At 71.1% G+C, this 18309-nt stretch carries 17 protein-coding genes and 1 tRNA gene; 6 read left to right on the forward strand and 12 right to left on the reverse strand.

Annotated elements, in window-relative coordinates:
* Window positions 1-19: 19 nt before the first annotated feature.
* The 5 genes from fabG to CEK69_RS00285 form a co-directional block, all read right to left on the reverse strand.
* Window positions 20-763 carry a 3-oxoacyl-ACP reductase FabG gene (gene fabG / locus CEK69_RS00265; RefSeq protein ID WP_152243112.1) on the reverse strand — a complete coding sequence of 248 codons (744 nt, stop codon included), beginning with the start codon at window positions 761-763 and terminating at the stop codon, window positions 20-22.
* 91 nt (window positions 764-854) lie between these two features.
* Window positions 855-1799 (reverse strand): ACP S-malonyltransferase, encoded by a 945-nt coding sequence (gene fabD / locus CEK69_RS00270; protein WP_152243114.1) that lies wholly within the window; start codon window positions 1797-1799, stop codon window positions 855-857.
* A 556-nt stretch (window positions 1800-2355) separates the two neighbouring features.
* A complete protein-coding gene (locus tag CEK69_RS00275; RefSeq protein ID WP_010342478.1) occupies window positions 2356-3339 on the reverse strand; it encodes a beta-ketoacyl-ACP synthase III in 984 nt (327 codons plus the stop codon).
* Between the two features lie 97 nt (window positions 3340-3436).
* Entirely contained in the window at window positions 3437-3631 is a 195-nt protein-coding gene (gene rpmF / locus CEK69_RS00280; protein WP_010342479.1) for a 50S ribosomal protein L32, read from the reverse strand.
* A 101-nt stretch (window positions 3632-3732) separates the two neighbouring features.
* Complete coding sequence (locus CEK69_RS00285) at window positions 3733-4242, reverse strand: YceD family protein (RefSeq protein WP_010342480.1); 510 nt, start codon at window positions 4240-4242, stop codon at window positions 3733-3735.
* Window positions 4243-4395: 153 nt separating this feature from the next.
* Between CEK69_RS00285 and CEK69_RS00290 the strand changes: the two genes are divergently transcribed.
* On the forward strand, window positions 4396-4968 hold the full coding sequence (locus CEK69_RS00290; protein WP_152243116.1) for a Maf family nucleotide pyrophosphatase: 573 nt from the start codon (window positions 4396-4398) through the stop codon (window positions 4966-4968).
* Window position 4969: 1 nt separating this feature from the next.
* Here CEK69_RS00290 and CEK69_RS00295 read toward each other — a convergent pair whose 3' ends face one another.
* Genes CEK69_RS00295 through CEK69_RS00305 form a run of 3 tightly spaced genes read right to left on the reverse strand, consistent with a single transcriptional unit; the run spans window position 4970 to window position 9693 of the window.
* Window positions 4970-6817, reverse strand: a complete 1848-nt coding sequence (locus CEK69_RS00295) for a glycosyltransferase 87 family protein (protein WP_152243118.1) — start codon at window positions 6815-6817, stop codon at window positions 4970-4972.
* A complete protein-coding gene (locus tag CEK69_RS00300; RefSeq protein ID WP_152243120.1) occupies window positions 6814-7800 on the reverse strand; it encodes a glycosyltransferase family 2 protein in 987 nt (328 codons plus the stop codon). Before CEK69_RS00300 ends, CEK69_RS00295 begins: the two co-directional genes overlap by 4 nt.
* Before the next feature lie 48 nt (window positions 7801-7848).
* Window positions 7849-9693, reverse strand: coding sequence for a glycosyltransferase family 39 protein (locus CEK69_RS00305; RefSeq protein ID WP_152243122.1), 1845 nt, complete (start codon window positions 9691-9693; stop codon window positions 7849-7851).
* A gap of 36 nt (window positions 9694-9729) precedes the next feature.
* Between CEK69_RS00305 and CEK69_RS00310 the strand changes: the two genes are divergently transcribed.
* Genes CEK69_RS00310 through CEK69_RS00325 form a run of 4 tightly spaced genes read left to right on the forward strand, consistent with a single transcriptional unit; the run spans window position 9730 to window position 14102 of the window.
* Window positions 9730-10683 carry a MoxR family ATPase gene (locus CEK69_RS00310; protein WP_152243124.1) on the forward strand — a complete coding sequence of 318 codons (954 nt, stop codon included), beginning with the start codon at window positions 9730-9732 and terminating at the stop codon, window positions 10681-10683.
* A 5-nt stretch (window positions 10684-10688) separates the two neighbouring features.
* On the forward strand, window positions 10689-11645 hold the full coding sequence (locus CEK69_RS00315) for a DUF58 domain-containing protein (protein ID WP_152243126.1): 957 nt from the start codon (window positions 10689-10691) through the stop codon (window positions 11643-11645).
* Window positions 11638-13587 (forward strand): DUF3488 and transglutaminase-like domain-containing protein, encoded by a 1950-nt coding sequence (locus CEK69_RS00320; RefSeq protein WP_152243128.1) that lies wholly within the window; start codon window positions 11638-11640, stop codon window positions 13585-13587. The genes CEK69_RS00315 and CEK69_RS00320 overlap by 8 nt, the downstream gene beginning before the upstream one ends.
* On the forward strand, window positions 13584-14102 hold the full coding sequence (locus tag CEK69_RS00325) for a Slp family lipoprotein (RefSeq protein ID WP_017914772.1): 519 nt from the start codon (window positions 13584-13586) through the stop codon (window positions 14100-14102). Before CEK69_RS00320 ends, CEK69_RS00325 begins: the two co-directional genes overlap by 4 nt.
* A gap of 82 nt (window positions 14103-14184) precedes the next feature.
* Here CEK69_RS00325 and CEK69_RS00330 read toward each other — a convergent pair whose 3' ends face one another.
* The 4 genes from CEK69_RS00330 to dnaX form a co-directional block, all read right to left on the reverse strand.
* A complete protein-coding gene (locus tag CEK69_RS00330) occupies window positions 14185-14532 on the reverse strand; it encodes a histidine triad nucleotide-binding protein (protein WP_010342491.1) in 348 nt (115 codons plus the stop codon).
* A gap of 75 nt (window positions 14533-14607) precedes the next feature.
* Window positions 14608-15222, reverse strand: a complete 615-nt coding sequence (gene recR, locus CEK69_RS00335; RefSeq protein WP_148828575.1) for a recombination mediator RecR — start codon at window positions 15220-15222, stop codon at window positions 14608-14610.
* 213 nt (window positions 15223-15435) lie between these two features.
* A complete protein-coding gene (locus tag CEK69_RS00340; RefSeq protein ID WP_017909282.1) occupies window positions 15436-15756 on the reverse strand; it encodes a YbaB/EbfC family nucleoid-associated protein in 321 nt (106 codons plus the stop codon).
* Window positions 15757-15762: 6 nt separating this feature from the next.
* Window positions 15763-17589, reverse strand: a complete 1827-nt coding sequence (dnaX, locus tag CEK69_RS00345; RefSeq protein WP_152243130.1) for a DNA polymerase III subunit gamma/tau — start codon at window positions 17587-17589, stop codon at window positions 15763-15765.
* A 236-nt stretch (window positions 17590-17825) separates the two neighbouring features.
* On the opposite strand from dnaX, the gene CEK69_RS00350 reads away from it, so the two are divergent.
* A tRNA-Ser gene (locus CEK69_RS00350) sits at window positions 17826-17918 on the forward strand.
* Window positions 17919-18309: the final 391 nt, after the last annotated feature.

The following is an 18309-nucleotide window of genomic DNA, read 5'->3' on the forward strand; positions in this document are numbered from 1 at the left end:
CGTCCGCTGCGCCGCAGGCTCACGGCATGTACATCCCGCCGTTCACGTGCAGGGTTTCGCCGGTGATGTAGCCGGCGCCGGGACCGGCCAGGAACGCCACCGCATTGGCGATGTCGGATGGCTGGCCGAGCTGGCCGAGCGCGATCTGCTCCAGCAGCGCGGTGCGCTGCGCTTCCGGCAGCGCCTTGGTCATGTCGGTGTCGATGAAGCCCGGCGCGACCACGTTGACGGTGATGCCGCGCGAGCCGATTTCCTTGGCCATCGACTTGGAGAAGGCGATGATGCCGGCCTTGGCCGCGGCGTAGTTGGCCTGGCCCGGATTGCCGGTCACGCCGACCACCGAAGCGATGTTGACGATGCGGCCCTTGCGCGCCTTCATCATGCCGCGCAGCACCGCCTTGGAGGTGCGGAACACGCTGGTCAGGTTGGTGTCGAGGATCGCCTGCCAGTCGTCGTCCTTCATCCGCATCAGCAGGTTGTCGCGGGTGATGCCGGCGTTGTTGACCAGGATCGAGACCGGGCCGAATTCCTTGGCGATCGCCTCGATCAGCGCATCGACCGCGGCGCCGTCGGTGACGTCCAGCGCGCGGCCATGACCGCCATGGGCGGCCAGGCGCGCGCCGATCGCTTGCGCGCCGGCGTCGGAGGTGGCGGTGCCGATGACGGTGGCGCCCTGCGCGGCCAGTTCGTCGGCGATGGCGGCACCGATGCCGCGGCTGGCGCCGGTGACCAGCGCGATCTCGCCCTGCAATGGCTTGCTCATCTGCGTTTCCTTGGAGACGGACGGCGCATCGCGCCGGGGGAAAGGAGGGAAACCAGCGCGGGCGAACGGCGCACCGCGCGGCGACCGGCGATCAGGAGGCCCAGGCCTCGCGCGCGCCGGCGAACTCGGCGGGCGTGCCCAGGGCGCGGCCGTCGAGCGACTTGTCGATGCGCTTGACCAACCCGGTCAGCACCTTGCCCGGGCCGCACTCGGCCAGGCGGGTGGCGCCGCCGGCGGCCAGCGCCTGCACGCAGCCGGTCCAGCGCACCGGCAGATACAACTGCTCGACCAGCGCCTGGCGGATCGCCTCGACGCCCTCGTGCACCTGCGCATCGGCGTTCTGCACCACCGGCAGCTGCGGCGCCTGCCAGGCCAGCCCGCGCATCGCTTCGGCCAGGCGGTTGGCCGCCTCGCGCATCAGCGGGGTGTGCGAGGGCACGCTGACCGCCAGCTTCACTGCCTTGCGCACGCCGCGCTCGGCCAGCAGCGCCAGGGCGCGGTCGATCGCCGCGGCATCGCCGCCGATCACCACCTGCCCCGGCGAGTTGTAGTTGGCCGGCACCACCACCTGGCTGCCGGCGGCCTGCGCGCAGACCTCTTCGACCAGCGCGTCCTCGGCGCCGAGCACGGCGGCCATGGCGCCCACGCCGGCCGGCGCAGCGTCCTGCATCAGTTGCCCGCGCAGCCGCACCAGGTGCGCGCCGTCGTGCAACGACAGGGCGCCGGCGGCGACCAGCGCGCTGTATTCGCCCAGGCTGTGCCCGGCCAACTGCGCCGGACGCGCCCCACCCTCGGCCAGCCACAGCCGCCACAGCGCCACACTGGCGGCCAGCAGCGCCGGCTGGGTGTACTCGGTGCGGTTGAGCATCTCTTCCGGGCCGCCCTGGCTCAGCGCCCACAGGTCCACGCCGGCGCCCTCGGAGGCTTCGGCGAAGCTGTCGCGCAGTTGCGGATGCAATTCGGCCAGTTCGGCCAGCATGCCCAGCGATTGCGAACCCTGGCCGGGGAAGACGAAGGCGAGTGTGGAATCGGTCACGCGGTCGGCCCTGCGAAAATCGAGCGGCGATGATACGGGCGAAACCGGCCGGGCGTCTGTACCCGGGCGTATGTGAAATGGCGGCAGGCCCATCGCGTCCCGCCGGTCGCGCCTCGCTCGGCGGCGCCCGGTGTCAGGCCGACAGCACACGTGAAGCGCGGGACGCACGCCAGCGCAAGGCGTTGCGATCGTGCGCGCAGGCCAGGGTGCTGGCAGCGCGTCACCGCGGAGAGGCGGAACGCGGGGCATGTCCGATGGGCGCGGCTGGACGCCCAGGCGACAACGCAAAAAGCGCGCACCCACAGGCGCCCACGCTGGGCGAATCGCGCTTTTCGCGCGCGGCGTGATGTCGCGAAAGGAAGGCAGGCGCGGACGCATCGCGGCACAGGCCGCGCGCGACCACGCACCGCGATGCACGCGCCGGACGCGCTGACGTCATGAGAATTGGGTTCGGCCAGCGCATCACCGCGCGTCGTGGCGACGACGCACGGCGCCCGGCATCGGATCGCGATCGCGCGCCGCGACGCCGCCAACGGCGCCGGGCGCGGAAACAGGCTCAGTAGCGCAGCAGCGCCGAGCCCCAGGTGAAGCCGCCGCCGAAGGCTTCCAGCAGCAGCAACTGGCCGCGCTGCACGCGGCCCGAACGCACCGCCACGTCCAGCGCCATCGGCACCGAGGCGGAGGAGGTGTTGCCGTGGATGTCCACCGTCACCACCACCTGCTCCATCGGCAGCTCCAGGCGCTTGGCGGTGGCTTCGATGATGCGCAGGTTGGCCTGGTGCGGGATCAGCCAGTCCAGGTCATGCTTGTCCAGGCCGTTGGCCTCGAGGGTCTCGTCGACCACGGCGTCCAGCGCCTTGACCGCGTACTTGAACACCTCGCTGCCCTTCATCTGGATGCCGCCGGCGGCGGGGTCGCCGGTGCCGTCGCCCAGGCCGGTGGCGATGCCGACCGGATTCCACAGCAGTTCCTTCTTGCTGCCGTCGGCATGCAGATGGGTGCTGAGGATGCCGGTGTCTTCGTCGGCGCGCAGGACCACCGCGCCGGCGCCGTCGCCGAACAGCACGCAGGTGGTGCGCTCGGTCCAGTCGACGATGCGGCTGAGGGTTTCGGTGCCGATGACCAGCACGGTCTTGGCGTCGCCACTGCGGATGAACTTGTCGGCCACGCTGAGCGCGTAGACGAAGCCGGAACAGGCGGCGTTGACGTCCAGCGCCGGGCAGCCGACCACGCCGAGGCGGGCCTGGATCAGGCAGGCGGTGGACGGGAATATCAGGTCCGGCGTGGTGGTGCCGACCACGATCATGTCGAGTTCGGCGGCATCGATGCCGGCGGCTTCGATCGCCTTCAGCGCGGCCTCGTAGCCCAGGTCGCCGGCGGTCTGGCCGGGGGCGGCGATGTGCCGCTCGCGGATGCCGGTACGGCTGCGGATCCATTCGTCGCTGGTGTCGACCATGTGCGACAGATCGTCGTTGGTCAACACTTTTTCAGGCAAATAGCTGCCGGTGCCCGCGATCCTGGAATAGATCCGCTTGCTCATGCTGGTTCCTGTTGCCTGTTACGCAGGCCGCCCCGGTGCGGCGCGGCCTGTGAAGATGGGTGACTCCGTCCGCCGCAGCGCGGTGGACGGGCACGGATCAATCTTCTTCGACCTGCGCGGTCTTGGTGGCGATCACCTTCTTGCCACGGTAGTAACCGTCGGCGGTGACGTGGTGGCGCAGGTGGATCTCGCCGCTGGTCGGATCGGTCGACAGCTGCTTGGCGCTGAGGGCGTCGTGCGAACGGCGCTGGCCGCGGCGGGACGGGGTGACACGGGATTTCTGCACAGCCATGGGATTGCTCCAAACTCGGTTCGTTTACATCTGTCGTCATTACGTCGCGCAGGACGCGCGCGTCCGGCAACAACCTCAGGCAGCGGCAGGCGGACCGACCGCTACTGTTTCTTCAGCGCCGCCAACGCCGCGAACGGGTTGACCTTGCTCGTTTCTTCCTCGGTCGCCGGCCAGTCGCGATCGACCGCCTCGCTTCCGGGCGCCACCGGCACCAACGGTACCGCCAGCACCAACTCGTCCTCGACCAGATCGGCCGGCCGCAGCATGCCGTCTTCCGGCACCAGCAAGGCCTCGTGATCCGGCGGCAGCGCGGCTTCTTCTTCCTCGCTGCGGATCAGCCCCAGCCGCTGCACGCTCGACACCGGCAGCAGGAAGCGCTGCAGGCTGCGCTGACAGATCAGCGGCAGCTCGGTTTCGATCTTCAGTTCGACATAGGACACTTGCAGTACAGCGTCGCGGCCGAATTCCAGCGTGTAGCGGCATTCGCCTTCGGTGTCGGCCAGGCTGCCTTGCAGACGGGTCATCGCCGAGAGCGGCAGGCGGTCTTCGAAGACCCTGCGCGCTGCGACCATCCGCCAGGCATCCAACAGTTCGGGCACGTTCGCGGACATAAGCCGCAGAATGTTAAGGACTGCCGGGGCCGCTGTCAAACCGCCCCCTGGGCCGCTGCCAGCCCGGCACCGAACCGCCTTGCCGGTCCGCGCCGGCCGCCGCAGACTGCCGACCCCGGCCCGCCGCCCTGCCCACCGCCGATGCCACCGCCGATGCCGCCGCTGATCCTGGCTTCCACTTCCGCCTACCGCCGCGAACTGCTGCAGCGGCTGCGCCTGCCCTTCGAGTGCGCGCGCCCGCAGGTCGACGAGACCCCGCTGCCCGGCGAAGCGCCGCTGGCGCTGGCGCAGCGACTGGCGGCAGCCAAGGCGGCGGCGGTCGCGGCCACTGCCGGGGAGGCCTGGGTGATCGGCTCGGACCAGGTCGCCGAACTGGACGGCCAGCCGCTGGGCAAGCCCGGCGAGGTGGCCGCGGCGCACGCGCAACTGGCGGCCATGTCCGGGCGCAGCGTGCGCTTCCACACGGCGGTGTGCCTGCAGCGCGGCGCGCGCACCCTGCACGCCTGCGATCTCACCGAAGTACAGTTCCGCGACCTGCAGGCCGACGCCATCGCCCGCTACGTCGCTGCCGAACAGCCGCTGGACTGCGCCGGCAGCTTCAAGTGCGAAGGCCTGGGGATCAGCCTGTTCCGCGCGATCCGGACCCAGGACCCCACCGCGCTGATCGGCCTGCCGTTGATCGCGCTGTCCGAGTTGCTGCGCGAGGCGGGCTTCGTGCTGCCCTAACTCACTGCAGCCGGCACCACTGGTACGGGAAGCGCGCCTGCCCGACCCAGGATTGGTAGATCCGACAGGACCCCGGCTGCAGCGCCAGGCTGTAGCGCGCCAGTTGCTGCGCCGCCAGCGCCTGGGTCTGGCGATCCGCGGCGGCGACATCCACGGCGCGCTCCGGCAGCAGCACCCAGCGGCAGCGACCGGCATCCACCTCCACGCCCGCGCGCACCGGGCGATGCGCCAGCCGCCGCATCAACGCGCAGTCGGGGCCGCGGTCCAGACCCAGGCGCGCAGCCACGGCATTGAGCCGCTGCAGGCGTTCGACATTGCGATCCACTTCCGCCGGCAGCATCGCGTAGCCCTGCCCGCGCGCCGCCAGCATCTCGCGCACCCGCGTGGCGTAGGCCGGCGTTTCCGGGAAATTGGAGGCGACCGACGCGTACGCCGCCTGCCCGGGCAGGAACGGAATGCGCCAGGACTCCGGCGCATCGCCGACCAGCAGCACCAGGCTGCGCTCGGGTTGCGGCATCGGCGGCGCCTGCACCCGGAACGCCTCGCGCGCCCAGCGCTCGTGCCCCCATTCGCCCCAGCCGTACAGCGCAAAGGCCGCACAGGCGATCAGCGTCCAGCGCGCCGCCGGGGCAGCGATGCGCGCCGGCAGCAGCCGCCGCAGCCCCACCCACAGCAGCAACGGCGCCAGCAGCTCCGGCACCACCAGGTAGCGCTGGATGCTGAAGGCCGCCTGCCAGGCAAGGAAGGCGACCACCACGAACACCAGCACCGCGCGCCACGCCGGCGCGACCACCTGCGCCGGCGCGGAGCCGCGCAAACGCCGCAGCATCCAGCGCAGCAGCGCGACCAGGCCCAGCAGATACAGCAGCGGCCATACCAGTTGCCGCAGGCGCACCTCGCTGACCCGGTTCGGCGCCAGCGAGAACTGCAGCGGCCAGGTCAGCCACTCCCACAGCGTCTTCGGCAACCAACGCGTGTCGCTGACCGCCACCGGCTGCGCCAGCGGCGCCAGGAAGTGACTGTTGAACTGCGGGAACAGCGGATTGCCGAAGGTCTGCCACACCCGCAGCAGCCACGGCCCGGCCAGCAGCGCGAAACTGAGCACCGTCACCGTAGTCAGCACTGCGGCGCCGCCGATCCGTTGCCGCGGGCGACCGCCGGCGACCAGCGCGGCCACGCCCAGGGCCAGCGCGAACAGGGCGTTGGTCAGCTTGCAGGCCATCGCCAGCCCGAGCAGGGCGCCGGCCAGCGCCCACCAGCCCAGCGCCACGCCCTGCCCCGCGGCCTGCTGGCGGCGTTGCGCGTGCAGCGCGGCGAGCAGCGCGCCCAACACCGGCAGCGCGCTGGTGTTGTCGCCCATGGTGCCGGCGAACTCGGACAGGAACGCGGCGCTGCACAGCCCGGCCAGCGCCAGCCACGGCACCAGCCGCGCACGGTCCAGCCGCGGGTCCAGCACCTGCCAGACGATGCCGGCCAGCAGCAGGAACGCCAGTGCGTGCAGCACGCCCATCGCGAACCCGGCCAGCGGGGCAGGCAAGCCGACGAACAGCGCGTAATGCAGCACGTCCAGCAGCGGATTGAAGTAGCTCTGCATCTGCGCCGGCGCCAGGTCGATGCCGAGGCGGCCGTGCAGGACGGCGTAGCCGTTGTACAGGTGGTAGTTGCGCAGATCCCAGTTGGCGTCCTGGCCCAGCCATAGCGACAGCAGTCCGCCCAGCAGCGCGACCGCCACGCCCGCCGCGATCACGTTGCCGCGGCTGTGGAAGGCGAAGCGGCGGTCCAGTGCGGCCAGCAGGCGCTGGCGGCGGGTCGGACGCGGCAGTGCCGCCGCAGCAACGGTCGTGCTCATGCGGCGTCGCTCCGCTGCGCGCCCTGCGCATCCACCGGCCAGGCCGGGATCGCCAGGTAGGCCAGGCGCTTGGCCTCGATGCGGCCCCGCGTGACCGTGTCCAGGATCAGCCCGCAGGCCAGCAGCAGCACACCCAGCAACACCAGCGCCGAACACAGGATCGCGGTGGGAAACCGCGGCACCAGGCCGGTCTGCGCATAGGTCAGCAACAGCGGCACCGCCAGCGCCAGCGCCAGCAGCACGCAGGCGCCGAAACCCAGCGAGAAGAACAGCAAGGGCCGCTCGGCCTTGAACAGGCGCAGGATGGTCAACAGGATGCGGGTGCCGTCGTGCCAGGTGCGCAGCTTGCTCTGCGATCCCTCCGGACGCGCGCCATAGGCGGTGTCCACTTCCGCCACCGGCATGCGCAGCTGCAGCGCGTGCACCGCCAGTTCGGTCTCGGTCTCGAAGCCGGCGGCATGCGCGGGAAACGACTTCACGTAGCGTCGCGAGAACACCCGGTAGCCGGACAGCATGTCGTCGAAGCTGCGACCGAACAGGAAACCCACGCAGCGGGTCAGCAGCACGTTGCCGGTGCGATGGCCAGCGCGATAGGCGGCCGCCGCATCGCTGCGGCGCGCACCCACCACCATGTCCAGCCCGTCGCGCAGCAGGCGCTCGACCAGCGCCGGCGCCATCGCCGCGTCGTAGGTCGCATCGCCGTCGACCAGCACGTAGACGTCGGCCTCGATGTCGGCGAACAGGCGCCGCACCACGTTGCCCTTGCCCTGCAGCGCGACCTCGCGCACCACCGCACCGGCCGCACGCGCACGGGCGATGGTGGCGTCGCTGGAATTGTTGTCGAACACATGGACCTGCGCGCCCGGCAGATGCGTGGCGAAATCGGCCACGACCCGGCCGATGGTGGCCGCTTCGTTGTGGCAGGGCACCAGCACCGCGATCCGCGGCGCGGCCGCGGGGCGATCGGAGGGGAAACTGGACATGGGCGGCGTGCGGTCCTGCGCGTCGGCGGAAAGGCGCGCCATCCTAGCTCAGTGCGGGCGCAGCACGATCGGTTGTTCCCACCAATCCTCGACGCTGCCGTCGCGGCCGTGCAGGCGCAGGCCCAGCCAGTGCGTGCCCGGTGCCAGGCCACTGGCATCGACGGTGGCGCGGAAGCCGATGTTCGGATGGTTGGGATCGGTGGAGATCTTCCAGAACCTGGTGACGTCGTAGACGTCGCCATAGTGCGCCTGCGCCGCGACCTTGCCGTCGAGCAGTATCTCGACCCGGTCGATTCCCACGCCGTCCTTGAACGCCCAGCCGGACACGTCGAAGTGGCGGCCGACGGTGGCGTCCACGTCCGGGGTGTTGAACCAGGCCATCGCCGGCGTGGTGCAGGGGCCGGCCGCACGCTGCGCCGGCAGCGCGAACAGCAGGAAACGCTGGCTGCCGTGGTCGCTGGACACCACCCGCGGCGGCGGCAGCGGACCGACCAGGTCGCAGACCGCGTGGTAGCGCTGCAGCAGCAGCCGGTACTTCATGTCGCTGGGCGAGAGCACCAGCAGCCGTGGACCGTCGCGGTGGCCGTCGCTGAGCAGACCCCACTGCTGCAACTGTGCGCTGCGCCCGTGCTTGTCGTTCAACGGATGCGGCAGCACTTGGATATCCGGGTCGCGAAGTTCGAAGCCGAGTTCGGCGCCGACCTTGAAGTTGTCCGCCAGCACCTGGGTGCCGGGCGGCATGCTCGCCAGTTCGCGCCGCACCGCGCCGGCCAGCGGCCGCCAGCCGGCGAAGTTGCGCGGGTAGTACTTGTCGCCGGCGGTGTGCTCGCGCACCGCCGGCACCGACACCGCCAGGTAGTAGCCGAACGCACCGACCAGCCCCAGCCCGGCCAGCAGCCAGGTGGCGCGGCGCAGCGGCTTGCTCCAGCCGTTGAGGATCACCGGCGTGGCGATCAGCAGCGCCAGATAGCCCGGCAGCGGCCAGTGGAAACTGACCCGCTCGGCGTCGGTGAAGAACCCGAGCAGGAAGATGCCCAGCGTGGACACCCCGCCGAGCAGCCCGAAATACCGCCACTGCACGCGCGTGCCGCTGCTGCCGCCGCGCGTGGCCATCAGCGCCACCTTGGTCATCGCCACCGCCAGCAACGGCGTGACCAGCAGCAACTGGATCAGCAGGAAGGCGATGCCGGCGGGCTGGAAACTCCAGGGATGACGGTCGACCAGCTGGAACTTGAGACCGGCTTCGCCGTTGTCCGCGTTCCAGGCCAGCAGCGGCAGCCAGGCGACCATGCCCAGCGCCAGCGCGACCCACACCTGCGGATCGCGCAGCATGCGCCGGCCCTGCGGGATCAGCAGCAGCGCGATCGCGCCGACGCCGATCACGCCGACGAAGCGGTAATGGCTCAGCGCGCCGATGACCAGGCCCAGCGCCAGCTCCACCGCGCTCATCGCCTCGGTCTGGCGCAGCAGCCGCGCGCTGGCGTCGATGCACAGGATCGTCGCCAGCGCCATCGGCACGTCCGGCAGCGCCAGGATGCCCAGGGTGCCGGACAACGGCATCAGCAAGGCCAGGCTGCCGGCGCGCCAACCCGCCACCGCACCGAACCAGCGCGTGGCGATGCGTGCGATCAACCACGGCACGGCCGCACCCAGCAGCAGGAATGGCGCGCGCAACGCGAGCAGGTGGTCGCCGCCGAGCGCCACGCCCAACCGCGCCAGCCACGCGGTCAGCCCGGGCAGATCCGAGTAGGCCAGCGCCAGATGCTGGCCTTCCTGCCAATAGAATGCCTCGTCCACGAACAACGGCAGGCGCGCGGCGACCAGCAGTTTGGCGGCGGTGACGAGCGTCCACAGCACGATGAAGACGCTGCGTGCACGTTGTTCCCCTTGCATTGCCCGTACACTCCCTGAAACCGTTGCGAGACTGCGATGCCTACTCCGCTCCGCTTGCCGGAAATGCTAACCGATACGTTGCGCGAGGCGCTCACGCGCGCCCAGCAGCAGGTCAATGCGCTGGTCCTGGGCAAGCCGCAACAGGTGCGCATGGCGTTTGTCGCCCTGCTGTCCGGCGGACATCTGCTGATCGAGGATCTACCCGGCCTGGGCAAGACCACGCTGGCGCATGCGCTGGCGGCGAGCCTGGGGCTTGGCTTCCAGCGCGTGCAGTTCACCTCCGATCTGTTGCCGGCCGATGTGCTCGGCGTGTCGGTGTACGACGCGCAGTCGCGCCAGTTCCAGTTCCACCCCGGCCCGGTGTTCACCCACGTGCTGCTCGCCGACGAGATCAACCGCGCGCCGCCGCGCACGCAGAGCGCGCTGCTGGAAGCGATGGCCGAACAGCAGGTCACCCTCGACGGCACCACCCATCCGCTGCCCTCGCCGTTCTTCGTGATCGCCACGCAGAACCCGGTGGACCTGTCCGGCACGTTCCCGCTGCCCGACTCGCAACTGGACCGCTTCCTGCTGCGGCTGGCGCTGGGCTATCCCAACGCCGAGGCCGAACGCGCGCTGCTCAGCGGCAGCGACCGCCGCGACCTGATCGCGCAGGCGCAGCCGCTGCTCGGCGAGGCCGACATGGCCACCCTGCGCCAGGGCGTGGAGCAGATCCATGCCAGCGAGGCGCTGGTCGGCTACGTGCAGGCGCTGCTGGCGCGCAGCCGCCAGCATCCGGGCGTACGCGTCGGCCTGTCGCCGCGCGCCGGCATCGCCCTGCTGCGCGCGGCCAAGGCGCATGCGCTGCTGCTCGGCCGCGGGCATGTGCTGCCGGAGGACGTGCAGGCGCTGTTCGTGGCCGTGGCCGAGCATCGCCTGGTGGCCGAACAGGAATCGGCCTCCGGCCAGGCCCTGGCCAAGGCGATCCTGCACAGCGTCGCGGTGGACTGACACCGATGCCGGGCGGGCGGCGCGACTGGCGGCAGCGACTGGCGCAGTTGGCCGCGCCGCGCGCGCCGGAAGCGCTGCCGGTGCATCTGGACCGGCAGCGCATCTACATCCTGCCGACGCCGTTCGGCGGCTTCCTGGCACTGCTGCTGGCGGCGATGCTGCTCGGCGCGCTGAACTACAACAACAACCCGGCGCTGCTGCTGGCGATGCTGCTCGGCGCGGCGGCAATGGCCAGCGCCATCGTCGCCCATCTGCAGTTGTCCGGACTGCGCCTGGAGGCACTGTCGGCCGAGCCGGTGGCGGCCGGGCAGCCGCTGCGTCTGCGGTTGGCGCTGGCAACGGCCGACGGCCGCCGCCGGCGCGGCCTGCGCGTGCGCCACGGCGCCGCGCATACCTACCTGGACCTGCACCGCGACGACCGCAACGAGGCCGACCTGGAGGTGCCCACCGAACGCCGTGGCTGGCTGGACCTGCAGCGCATCCAGGTCTCCACCACCCAGCCGCTGGGCCTGCTGCGCGCCTGGGCCTGGTTCTGGCCGGACGCCCCGCTGCTGGTCTACCCGCAACCGGAGGCCGACGGCCCGCCGCTGCCGGCCGGCGCCGGCACCCCGACCCAGACCCGCCTGCACGCGCTCGGCGAGGAGCTGCACCAGCTGCGCCCGTATCGCGCCGGCGACGCGCCGCGGGCGATCGCCTGGAAGCACTCGGCGCGCCGCGACACCCTGCTGGTGCGCGAGTACGAACGCCCGATCGGCGTGGACGTGGTACTGGACTGGCGCACGCTGCCGGCCTTGCCGCACGAACGTCGCATCGCGCGGCTGGCGCGCTGGGTCGAGGAAGCCGAACGCGACGGCCGCCGCTACCGTTTGCTGCTGCCCGGGCAGCCGGCGCTGGGGCCGGGCCGCGGCCCGCAGCACCGGCATCTGTGCCTGCGCGCGCTGGCGCTGCTGCCGCATGGCTGAGCCACGCTCGCCCGCACTGCACGCCGCCAGCCGCGCCTGGGCGCTGGGCGCGGCGCTGCTGGCCTTGCTGCCGCTGCTGCTGCAATTACCCGGCACCCTAGCCTGGCTGATCGCGCTGTCCGCCCTGCTGATCGGCGCCAGTTCGGCGTGGCGGCCGCTGCCGGCGCTGCTGCGCCTGGCCCTGGTCGCGGTCATGCTCGCGGCGCTGTACTGGCAGGTCGGCCTGCGCTTCGGCCGCGATACCGGCTGCGCACTGCTGGCGGCGATGCTGGCGATCAAGCCCTCGGAACTGAAGAGCCTGCGCGACGCGCGCAGCCTGCTCGGCTTCGCCCTGTTCGCGCCGTTCGCCGCCTTCCTGCTCGACCAGGGGCCGGTGACGATGGCGCTGGGGCTGGCCGCGGTGATCGCGGCCCTGCTGTGCATGCAGCGCCTGGCCGACCAGGAAGGGCACAGCGCGCGGCGGCCGCTGCGCGGGCAACTGCGCGGCGTCGGCCGTCTGCTGGCGCTGGGCCTGCCGCTGGCGCTCGCCGCGTTCTGGCTATTCCCGCGCCTGGGTTCGCCGTTGTGGGGCGTGCCGGAACGTGCGCTGGGCCGTCCCGGCCTGTCGGACTCGATGAGTCCGGGGCAGTGGCTGGACCTGCTGGCCGACGACACCCCCGCATTGCGTGTGCAGTTCTTCGGCCCGGTGCCGGCACCGGCGCAGCGCTACTGGCGCGGGCCGGTGCTGTGGGACTTCGATGGCCAGACCTGGCGTGCGCCGCGCGACAACGCCTTCGCGCCGGCACCCACGATCCAGCTCGCACCCGGCGGCTGGGACTACCAGCTCGAGGTGGAACCGACCGACCGCCGGCAGTTGGTCGCCCTGGACCTGCCGCGGCAGGCACCGCCCGGCACCCGGCTGACGGCCGACGCCGTGCTGCAGACCGAGCGCCCGCTCAGCGCGCTGACCCGCTGGCGGCTGCGGTCGGCGCTGCCGCAACGGGTGGAGGCCGATCTCGCGCCGGCGCAACGGCAGCGCGCGCTGGCGTTGCCGCCCGGCTACAACCCGCGCACCCTGGCGCTGGCCCGGCAGTGGCGGCAGCAGGCCGGCGCCGACGATGCGGCGATCGTCGCCCGCGCCCTGCAATGGATCCGCCGCGACTTCGCCTACACCCTGGAGACGCCGCTGCCCGGCCGCGACGGCGTGGACGAGTTCCTGTTCCAGCAGAAGGCCGGGTTCTGCCAGCACTTCAGTTCGGCGTTCGTGGTGCTGATGCGCGGCGCCGGCATTCCTGCACGCGTGGTCACCGGCTATGCCGGCGGCACCCGCAATGCGTTCGGCGACTACTGGGTGGTGCGGCGCATGGACGCGCACGCCTGGGCCGAGGTGTGGCTGCCGCAACGCGGCTGGGTGCGGGTGGACCCGACCGCGGCGGTGGCGCCGGAACGCATCTACGACACCCTGGAGGACCGCCTGGGCAGCGATGCCGGCGCGCAGGGCGGCGGCGCAGACTGGCGCTGGCGCGACCTCGCCGACTGGGCACGACGCGGCTGGAACGACCTGGTGCTGTCCTTCGACGCCAACCGCCAGCAGCGCCTGCTCAGTCAGTTCGGCGTACCGAAGTTGGATCCCGGCCAACTGGTGGCCCTGTTCGCCGGGTTCGCGGCGCTGCTGCTGGGTGCGATGGCCTGGTGGCTGGCCCGCGGCGAGCGCGAACGCGATCCGCTGCTGCGGGCATGGCGGGCGCTGGGCCGGCGCTACGCCCGGCGCGGGCTGGGCCGCGACCCGCACGAACCGGCCCTGGCGTGGGCGGCGCGCGTACAGCGGGAAACCGGCGATGCGAGCCTGATTCCGCTCAGCCGGCGTTTCGCCGATGCGCGCTACGCTGGCGCTGATTCGGACAGCGCTTCATTGTTGCGCGACCTGCGCAGGCACCGTCCGCCCACTGGAGCATCCCGATGAAGATTCGCCTGCTGTTCCCCGTGATCGCTGCGTTGGCGCTCGGCGCCTGCGCCACCGCCCCCAAGCCGCTGCAGGGCCAGTTCGCGCCCGTCAGCCCGCGCGACTCGGTCGCCGGCCAGCAGGCCGGCGCGCCGGTGCGCTGGGGCGGCAAGATCATCAAGACCACGCCCGGCCAGGGCCAGACCTGCTTCCAGATGCTGTCGCGCCCGCTCAATGCCAGCGGCCGTCCGGACAGCGATGCCGCCGACGCCAGCGATGGCCGCTTCATCGCCTGCCGCGCCGGCTTCTACGACCCGGCGGTGTTCGAACCCGGCCGCGAAGTGACCTTCATCGGCCATGTGTCAGGCTACGACAACACCCGCATCGGCGAGTACGACTACCGCCTGCCGAAGATGGACGCGGACGTGGTCTACCTGTGGCCGGTGGTGCGCCAGGTCGAAGTGGTGCCCGCCTATCCGTACGGCCCCTGGGGCGGCCCGTGGGGCCCGTGGGGTCCGCGCTGGGGCTGGTGGTAAGCCCTGCGTTTCTGCCGCAACGAAAAAACGCCGCTGATCCAGCGGCGTTTTTTTATGCCTGCTCGTTCGCGCCAGCCGCTGCTCAGGGCGTACCGAAGCGCCCCAGCGGCGCACCGGCGAGCAGATGCAGGTGCAGATGGAACACGGTCTGCCCGGCGTGCTCGCGGCAGTTGATCACCACCCGGTAGCCGTCCTGGGCCAGGCCCTGCTCGCGCGCATAGCTGGCCGCGGCCAGCACCAGCCGACCGACCAGGGTCGCCTGCTCCGGCGCCAGGTCGTCCAGGGTCGGAATCTCCACCTGCTTGGGAATGAAGAGCACATGCACCGGCGCCTGCGGCGCGATGTCCTTGAAGCCGAGCACGGCGTCATCCTCGTAGACGATGCTGGCCGGAATTTCGCGACGGATGATCTTGCCGAAGATGGTGTCCATGGAGCGCGCCCGGAACGAAAGAAGGGGCCGCCGTTATAGCCCAATTCGGCGTCGTACCGCAGCCGCGTGCGGCGCTTACTCGCCGGTGCCGGTGCGCGGCACTTCGCTGCGGCTGCCGAAGGCGTGCGACAGCGTGCCGCGATCCACGTACTCCAGCTCGCCGCCGAGCGGCAGGCCCTGCGCCAACCGGCTCGGCCGCACGCCATGCTGACGCGCCAGTTGCGCCAGGTAATGCGCGGTGGCCTCGCCCTCGACCGTGGAATTGGTGGCGATGATCAGCTCGGCCACCTCGCCCTGCGCCAGCCGCGCGCCCAGCCGGTCCAGGCCCAACTCGCGCGGGCCGATGCCGTCCAGCGGCGACAGCCGGCCCTGCAGGATGAAGTACAGCCCGCGGTAGCCGGTGGCGTGCTCGATCGCCAGCCGGTCGGCCGGCGACTCCACCGCGCACAGCTGCTGGCGGTCGCGCGCGGGACTGGCGCAGATCGCGCAGAGCTCGGTCTCGCTGAAATCGCGGCATTGCGCGCAATGGCCGATGCGCTCGATCGCCTCGTGCAACCGCTCGGCCAGCCGCTGCCCACCCTCGCGCTCGCGCTCGAGCACGTGATACGCCATGCGCTGCGCAGTCTTCTGGCCGACGCCAGGCAACACGCGGAACGCATCGATCAGTTGTTCGAGCAGCGGCGAGCTCATTGTGGTTGGGGATTCGGGAGTGGGGATTAGGGATTCGTAAAAGAAACATCGCTGTGCCGCGATGTTTTCGTAGGAGCGGCTTCAGCCGCGACGGCTTGATCTGACCGGTCGCGACTGAAGCCGCTCCTGCAAGAGGAATTCACCGAAGCAGGAAGGGCAGCGCACTCGCGAAAAACCGCGAATCCCCACTCCCGAATCCCGAATCCCGGCCCCTCAGAACGGCAGCTTCATGCCCGGCGGGATCGGCATGCCGGCGGTGGCCGCGCCCATGCGCGCCTTGGATTCGGCATCGATCTTGTTGGAGGCGTCGTTGAAGGCGGCGGCGATCAGGTCCTCGGCCATTTCCTGGTCGGCCAGGATGCTCGGATCGATCCGCACCTTGCGGCACTCCTTGGCGCCGGTCAGGGTCACGTTGACCATGCCGCCGCCGGCGCTGCCGGTGACTTCCAGCTTGGCCAGTTCTTCCTGGGCGCGCTGCAGGTTTTCCTGCATCTTCTGCGCCTGTTGCATCAGTTGGGCGATATTGCCGCGCATCGTGGTTCACTCATCGTAGGGACGGATGGAATCGGGAACGACCCGCGCGCCTTGCTGCTGGATCAGCGCCTGCACCGCCGGGTCGTTCATGAACGCGGTCTCGGCCGCGTTCTGGCGCTCGCCGCGTTGCCGGTGCGAGCGCTCATGCAGGGTTTCGGCATCGACCGCGATGCCGCTTTCGATGACGATCTTCGGCCGCTGGCCCAGCGCATCGGCCAACGCCGCGGCCAGTTCGCCCAGCGAGCGTTCCGACTGCAGGTACTCGAAGCCCGGCGACAGCGACAGCCGCAGCACGCCCTCGGCATGGCTGACGAAGGCGGCGTTGGCGGCGAGTTGCCGCGAGGGGCCGCTCAGGCCGCAATCGGCGACCAGTTCCAGCCAGTCCTCGGCGCTGTGCAGCGCGCGCGGCGTATCGGACACGGCGGCGTGGGTGCGCGGCGGCGGCGCCAGCGGCGGCACCATCGCCATTTCCGGCTCGGCGGCCGCAGCCGGAACGACCGCTGGCGCCGGCGTTGCGACGGGCGCGGACGGCGCCGGGCGTGCTACTGGCGGATCCCAGGGCGGATCCAGTGGGGCCGCTGCGACGCTGGGCGCAGCCTTCACAGGCGCAGCGGGAACCGGCGCCGCCGGGGCAGCGGCAGCCGCCGGTGCCGCCGTCGCCGCAGCAGGCGCACTGGCCGCAGCGGCCGGCGCAGTGCCGTGTCCTTGCGCCGCCGCGCCGGTCGCGGTGCCGGCCGGCAGCGCCGCGGCGCCCATCGGCCGGAACGCCAGCATGCGCAGCAGCGCCATCTCGAACCCGGCGCGCGGGCTCGGCGCCAGGTACAGGTCGCGGCGCCCGTTCAGCGCCATCTGGTACCACAGCTGCACGATCTCCGGCCGCAGGCGCTCGGCCAGCGGTGCGGGGTCCAGTCCGTCCAGCGCGGGCATGGCCGCGCCCGGCACCAGTTGCCGGACCTGGATGCGGTGCAAGGCCTCGGCCAGCGCCTCCAGCACCCCGCCCCAGTCGGGCGAGAACTCGGCCAGCCCGGCCACCACCTGCAGCAGCCGCTGCCCGTCGGCATCGGCCAGCGCGTCCAGCATCGCCCCGACCTGGGTGCGATCGACCGTGCCCAGCATCGTCCGCACCACGTCGTCGCGCAGCGCACCGCCGGCATAGGCGATGGCCTGGTCGAGCAGCGACAGGCCGTCGCGCAGGCTGCCGTCGGCGGCCTTGGCCAGTTGCACGATCGCCGAGGCATCCACCTCGATCTGCTCGGCGGCCAGGATCTTGGTCATCTGCCCCTGGATCTGCTCCTCGTCCAGGCGTTTGAGGTTGAACTGCAGGCAACGCGACAGCACCGTCACCGGCAGCTTCTGCGGGTCGGTGGTGGCGAGCAGGAACTTCACGTGCTCCGGCGGCTCTTCCAGGGTCTTCAGCAGCGCGTTGAACGCCGCCTTGGAGAGCATGTGCACTTCGTCGATCAGGTAGACCTTGAACTTGCCGCGCGAGGGCATGTACTGCGCGTTCTCGATCACCTCGCGCACGTCGTCCACGCCGGTGTTGGACGCGGCGTCGATCTCCAGCAGGTCGATGTAGCGGCCGGCGTCGATGTCCAGGCAAGCCGCGCACTGGCCGCACGGGTCGGCGCTGGTGCCCTGCTCGCAGTTCAGCGACTTGGCGAAGATGCGCGCGATGGTGGTCTTGCCGACGCCGCGGGTACCGGTGAACAGGAACGCGTGGTGCACCCGGCCGCTGTCCAGCGCGTTGGTGAGCGCGCGGACCACATGCTCCTGCCCCACCAGCTCGGCGAAACGCTTGGGGCGCCACTTGCGGGCGAGAACGAGATAGGACATCAGGCGACCGTCTTCATCTGAACCACCATTGTGCCACGCCGGGCCACCGCGATCGTTCAGTCGCCCGGTCAGCCGCCGTCCCGACGCGCGCCGCCTCGGGCGCAGGGCTGCGTGCGACGATGAACAGGGCAAAGGTGACGCCGGTCAGCGCAGCCGCGGCGGCTCGCCTTGTGAATGGCGGCCATGACGGCTAGAATTCCCGCCCTTGCCCGGACCGCATGGCCCGCGCAAGACCCGGAGAGGTGTCCGAGTGGTTGAAGGAGCACGCCTGGAAAGTGTGTAAGCGTCTAAACCGCGCTTCGGGGGTTCGAATCCCCCTCTCTCCGCCAGATTGAAAGTGTTGAGATGGCTCAGTCGCGCGCGTTTTGCGTGCGTCTGGGAGGGGATGAAAGCCCCGGGATTCTAAAGCTGACCTAGTGACCGACACGGCGAAGCCGCGCGCAGCTCAAGGCATCCAAGATGCCGAATGAATCCCCCCTCTCTCCGAAGTAAACAAACCCCTGCGCATGCAGGGGTTTTTTTGCATTACGGCTTGGCATACGCGCAGGCTGTCGGACACCGGCCGCACCGCATCTGCCCCTCCTCTCGACTGATGCGGCTCCCCATGGGCTTTAGACGCACATCCAATCGCCGGCCGCCGGCGAGGTCGAACGCGGGCTGACACCGCCCTGCCCCGCATCAAGCAGAAGCGTATCGGACGCCCGCACCGCGCAGACATTC

The sequence above is a fragment of the Xanthomonas sp. LMG 12462 genome (assembly GCF_009192885.1).
Lineage (GTDB): Bacteria > Pseudomonadota > Gammaproteobacteria > Xanthomonadales > Xanthomonadaceae > Xanthomonas_A > Xanthomonas_A sontii.

Coding starts and splice junctions, on each gene's coding strand:
- CEK69_RS00315 (WP_152243126.1), top strand. CDS start 10,689: ATGCCGGGCGGGCGGCGCGACTGGCGGCAGCGACTGGCGCAGTTGGCC.
- rpmF (WP_010342479.1), bottom strand. CDS start 3,631: ATGGCTGTGCAGAAATCCCGTGTCACCCCGTCCCGCCGCGGCCAGCGC.
- CEK69_RS00340 (WP_017909282.1), bottom strand. CDS start 15,756: ATGCGCGGCAATATCGCCCAACTGATGCAACAGGCGCAGAAGATGCAG.
- CEK69_RS00320 (WP_152243128.1), top strand. CDS start 11,638: ATGGCTGAGCCACGCTCGCCCGCACTGCACGCCGCCAGCCGCGCCTGG.
- CEK69_RS00295 (WP_152243118.1), bottom strand. CDS start 6,817: ATGAGCACGACCGTTGCTGCGGCGGCACTGCCGCGTCCGACCCGCCGC.
- dnaX (WP_152243130.1), bottom strand. CDS start 17,589: ATGTCCTATCTCGTTCTCGCCCGCAAGTGGCGCCCCAAGCGTTTCGCC.
- fabG (WP_152243112.1), bottom strand. CDS start 763: ATGAGCAAGCCATTGCAGGGCGAGATCGCGCTGGTCACCGGCGCCAGC.
- CEK69_RS00285 (WP_010342480.1), bottom strand. CDS start 4,242: ATGTCCGCGAACGTGCCCGAACTGTTGGATGCCTGGCGGATGGTCGCA.
- CEK69_RS00275 (WP_010342478.1), bottom strand. CDS start 3,339: ATGAGCAAGCGGATCTATTCCAGGATCGCGGGCACCGGCAGCTATTTG.
- CEK69_RS00325 (WP_017914772.1), top strand. CDS start 13,584: ATGAAGATTCGCCTGCTGTTCCCCGTGATCGCTGCGTTGGCGCTCGGC.
- CEK69_RS00310 (WP_152243124.1), top strand. CDS start 9,730: ATGCCTACTCCGCTCCGCTTGCCGGAAATGCTAACCGATACGTTGCGC.
- CEK69_RS00300 (WP_152243120.1), bottom strand. CDS start 7,800: ATGTCCAGTTTCCCCTCCGATCGCCCCGCGGCCGCGCCGCGGATCGCG.
- CEK69_RS00290 (WP_152243116.1), top strand. CDS start 4,396: ATGCCGCCGCTGATCCTGGCTTCCACTTCCGCCTACCGCCGCGAACTG.
- recR (WP_148828575.1), bottom strand. CDS start 15,222: ATGAGCTCGCCGCTGCTCGAACAACTGATCGATGCGTTCCGCGTGTTG.
- CEK69_RS00305 (WP_152243122.1), bottom strand. CDS start 9,693: ATGCAAGGGGAACAACGTGCACGCAGCGTCTTCATCGTGCTGTGGACG.
- CEK69_RS00330 (WP_010342491.1), bottom strand. CDS start 14,532: ATGGACACCATCTTCGGCAAGATCATCCGTCGCGAAATTCCGGCCAGC.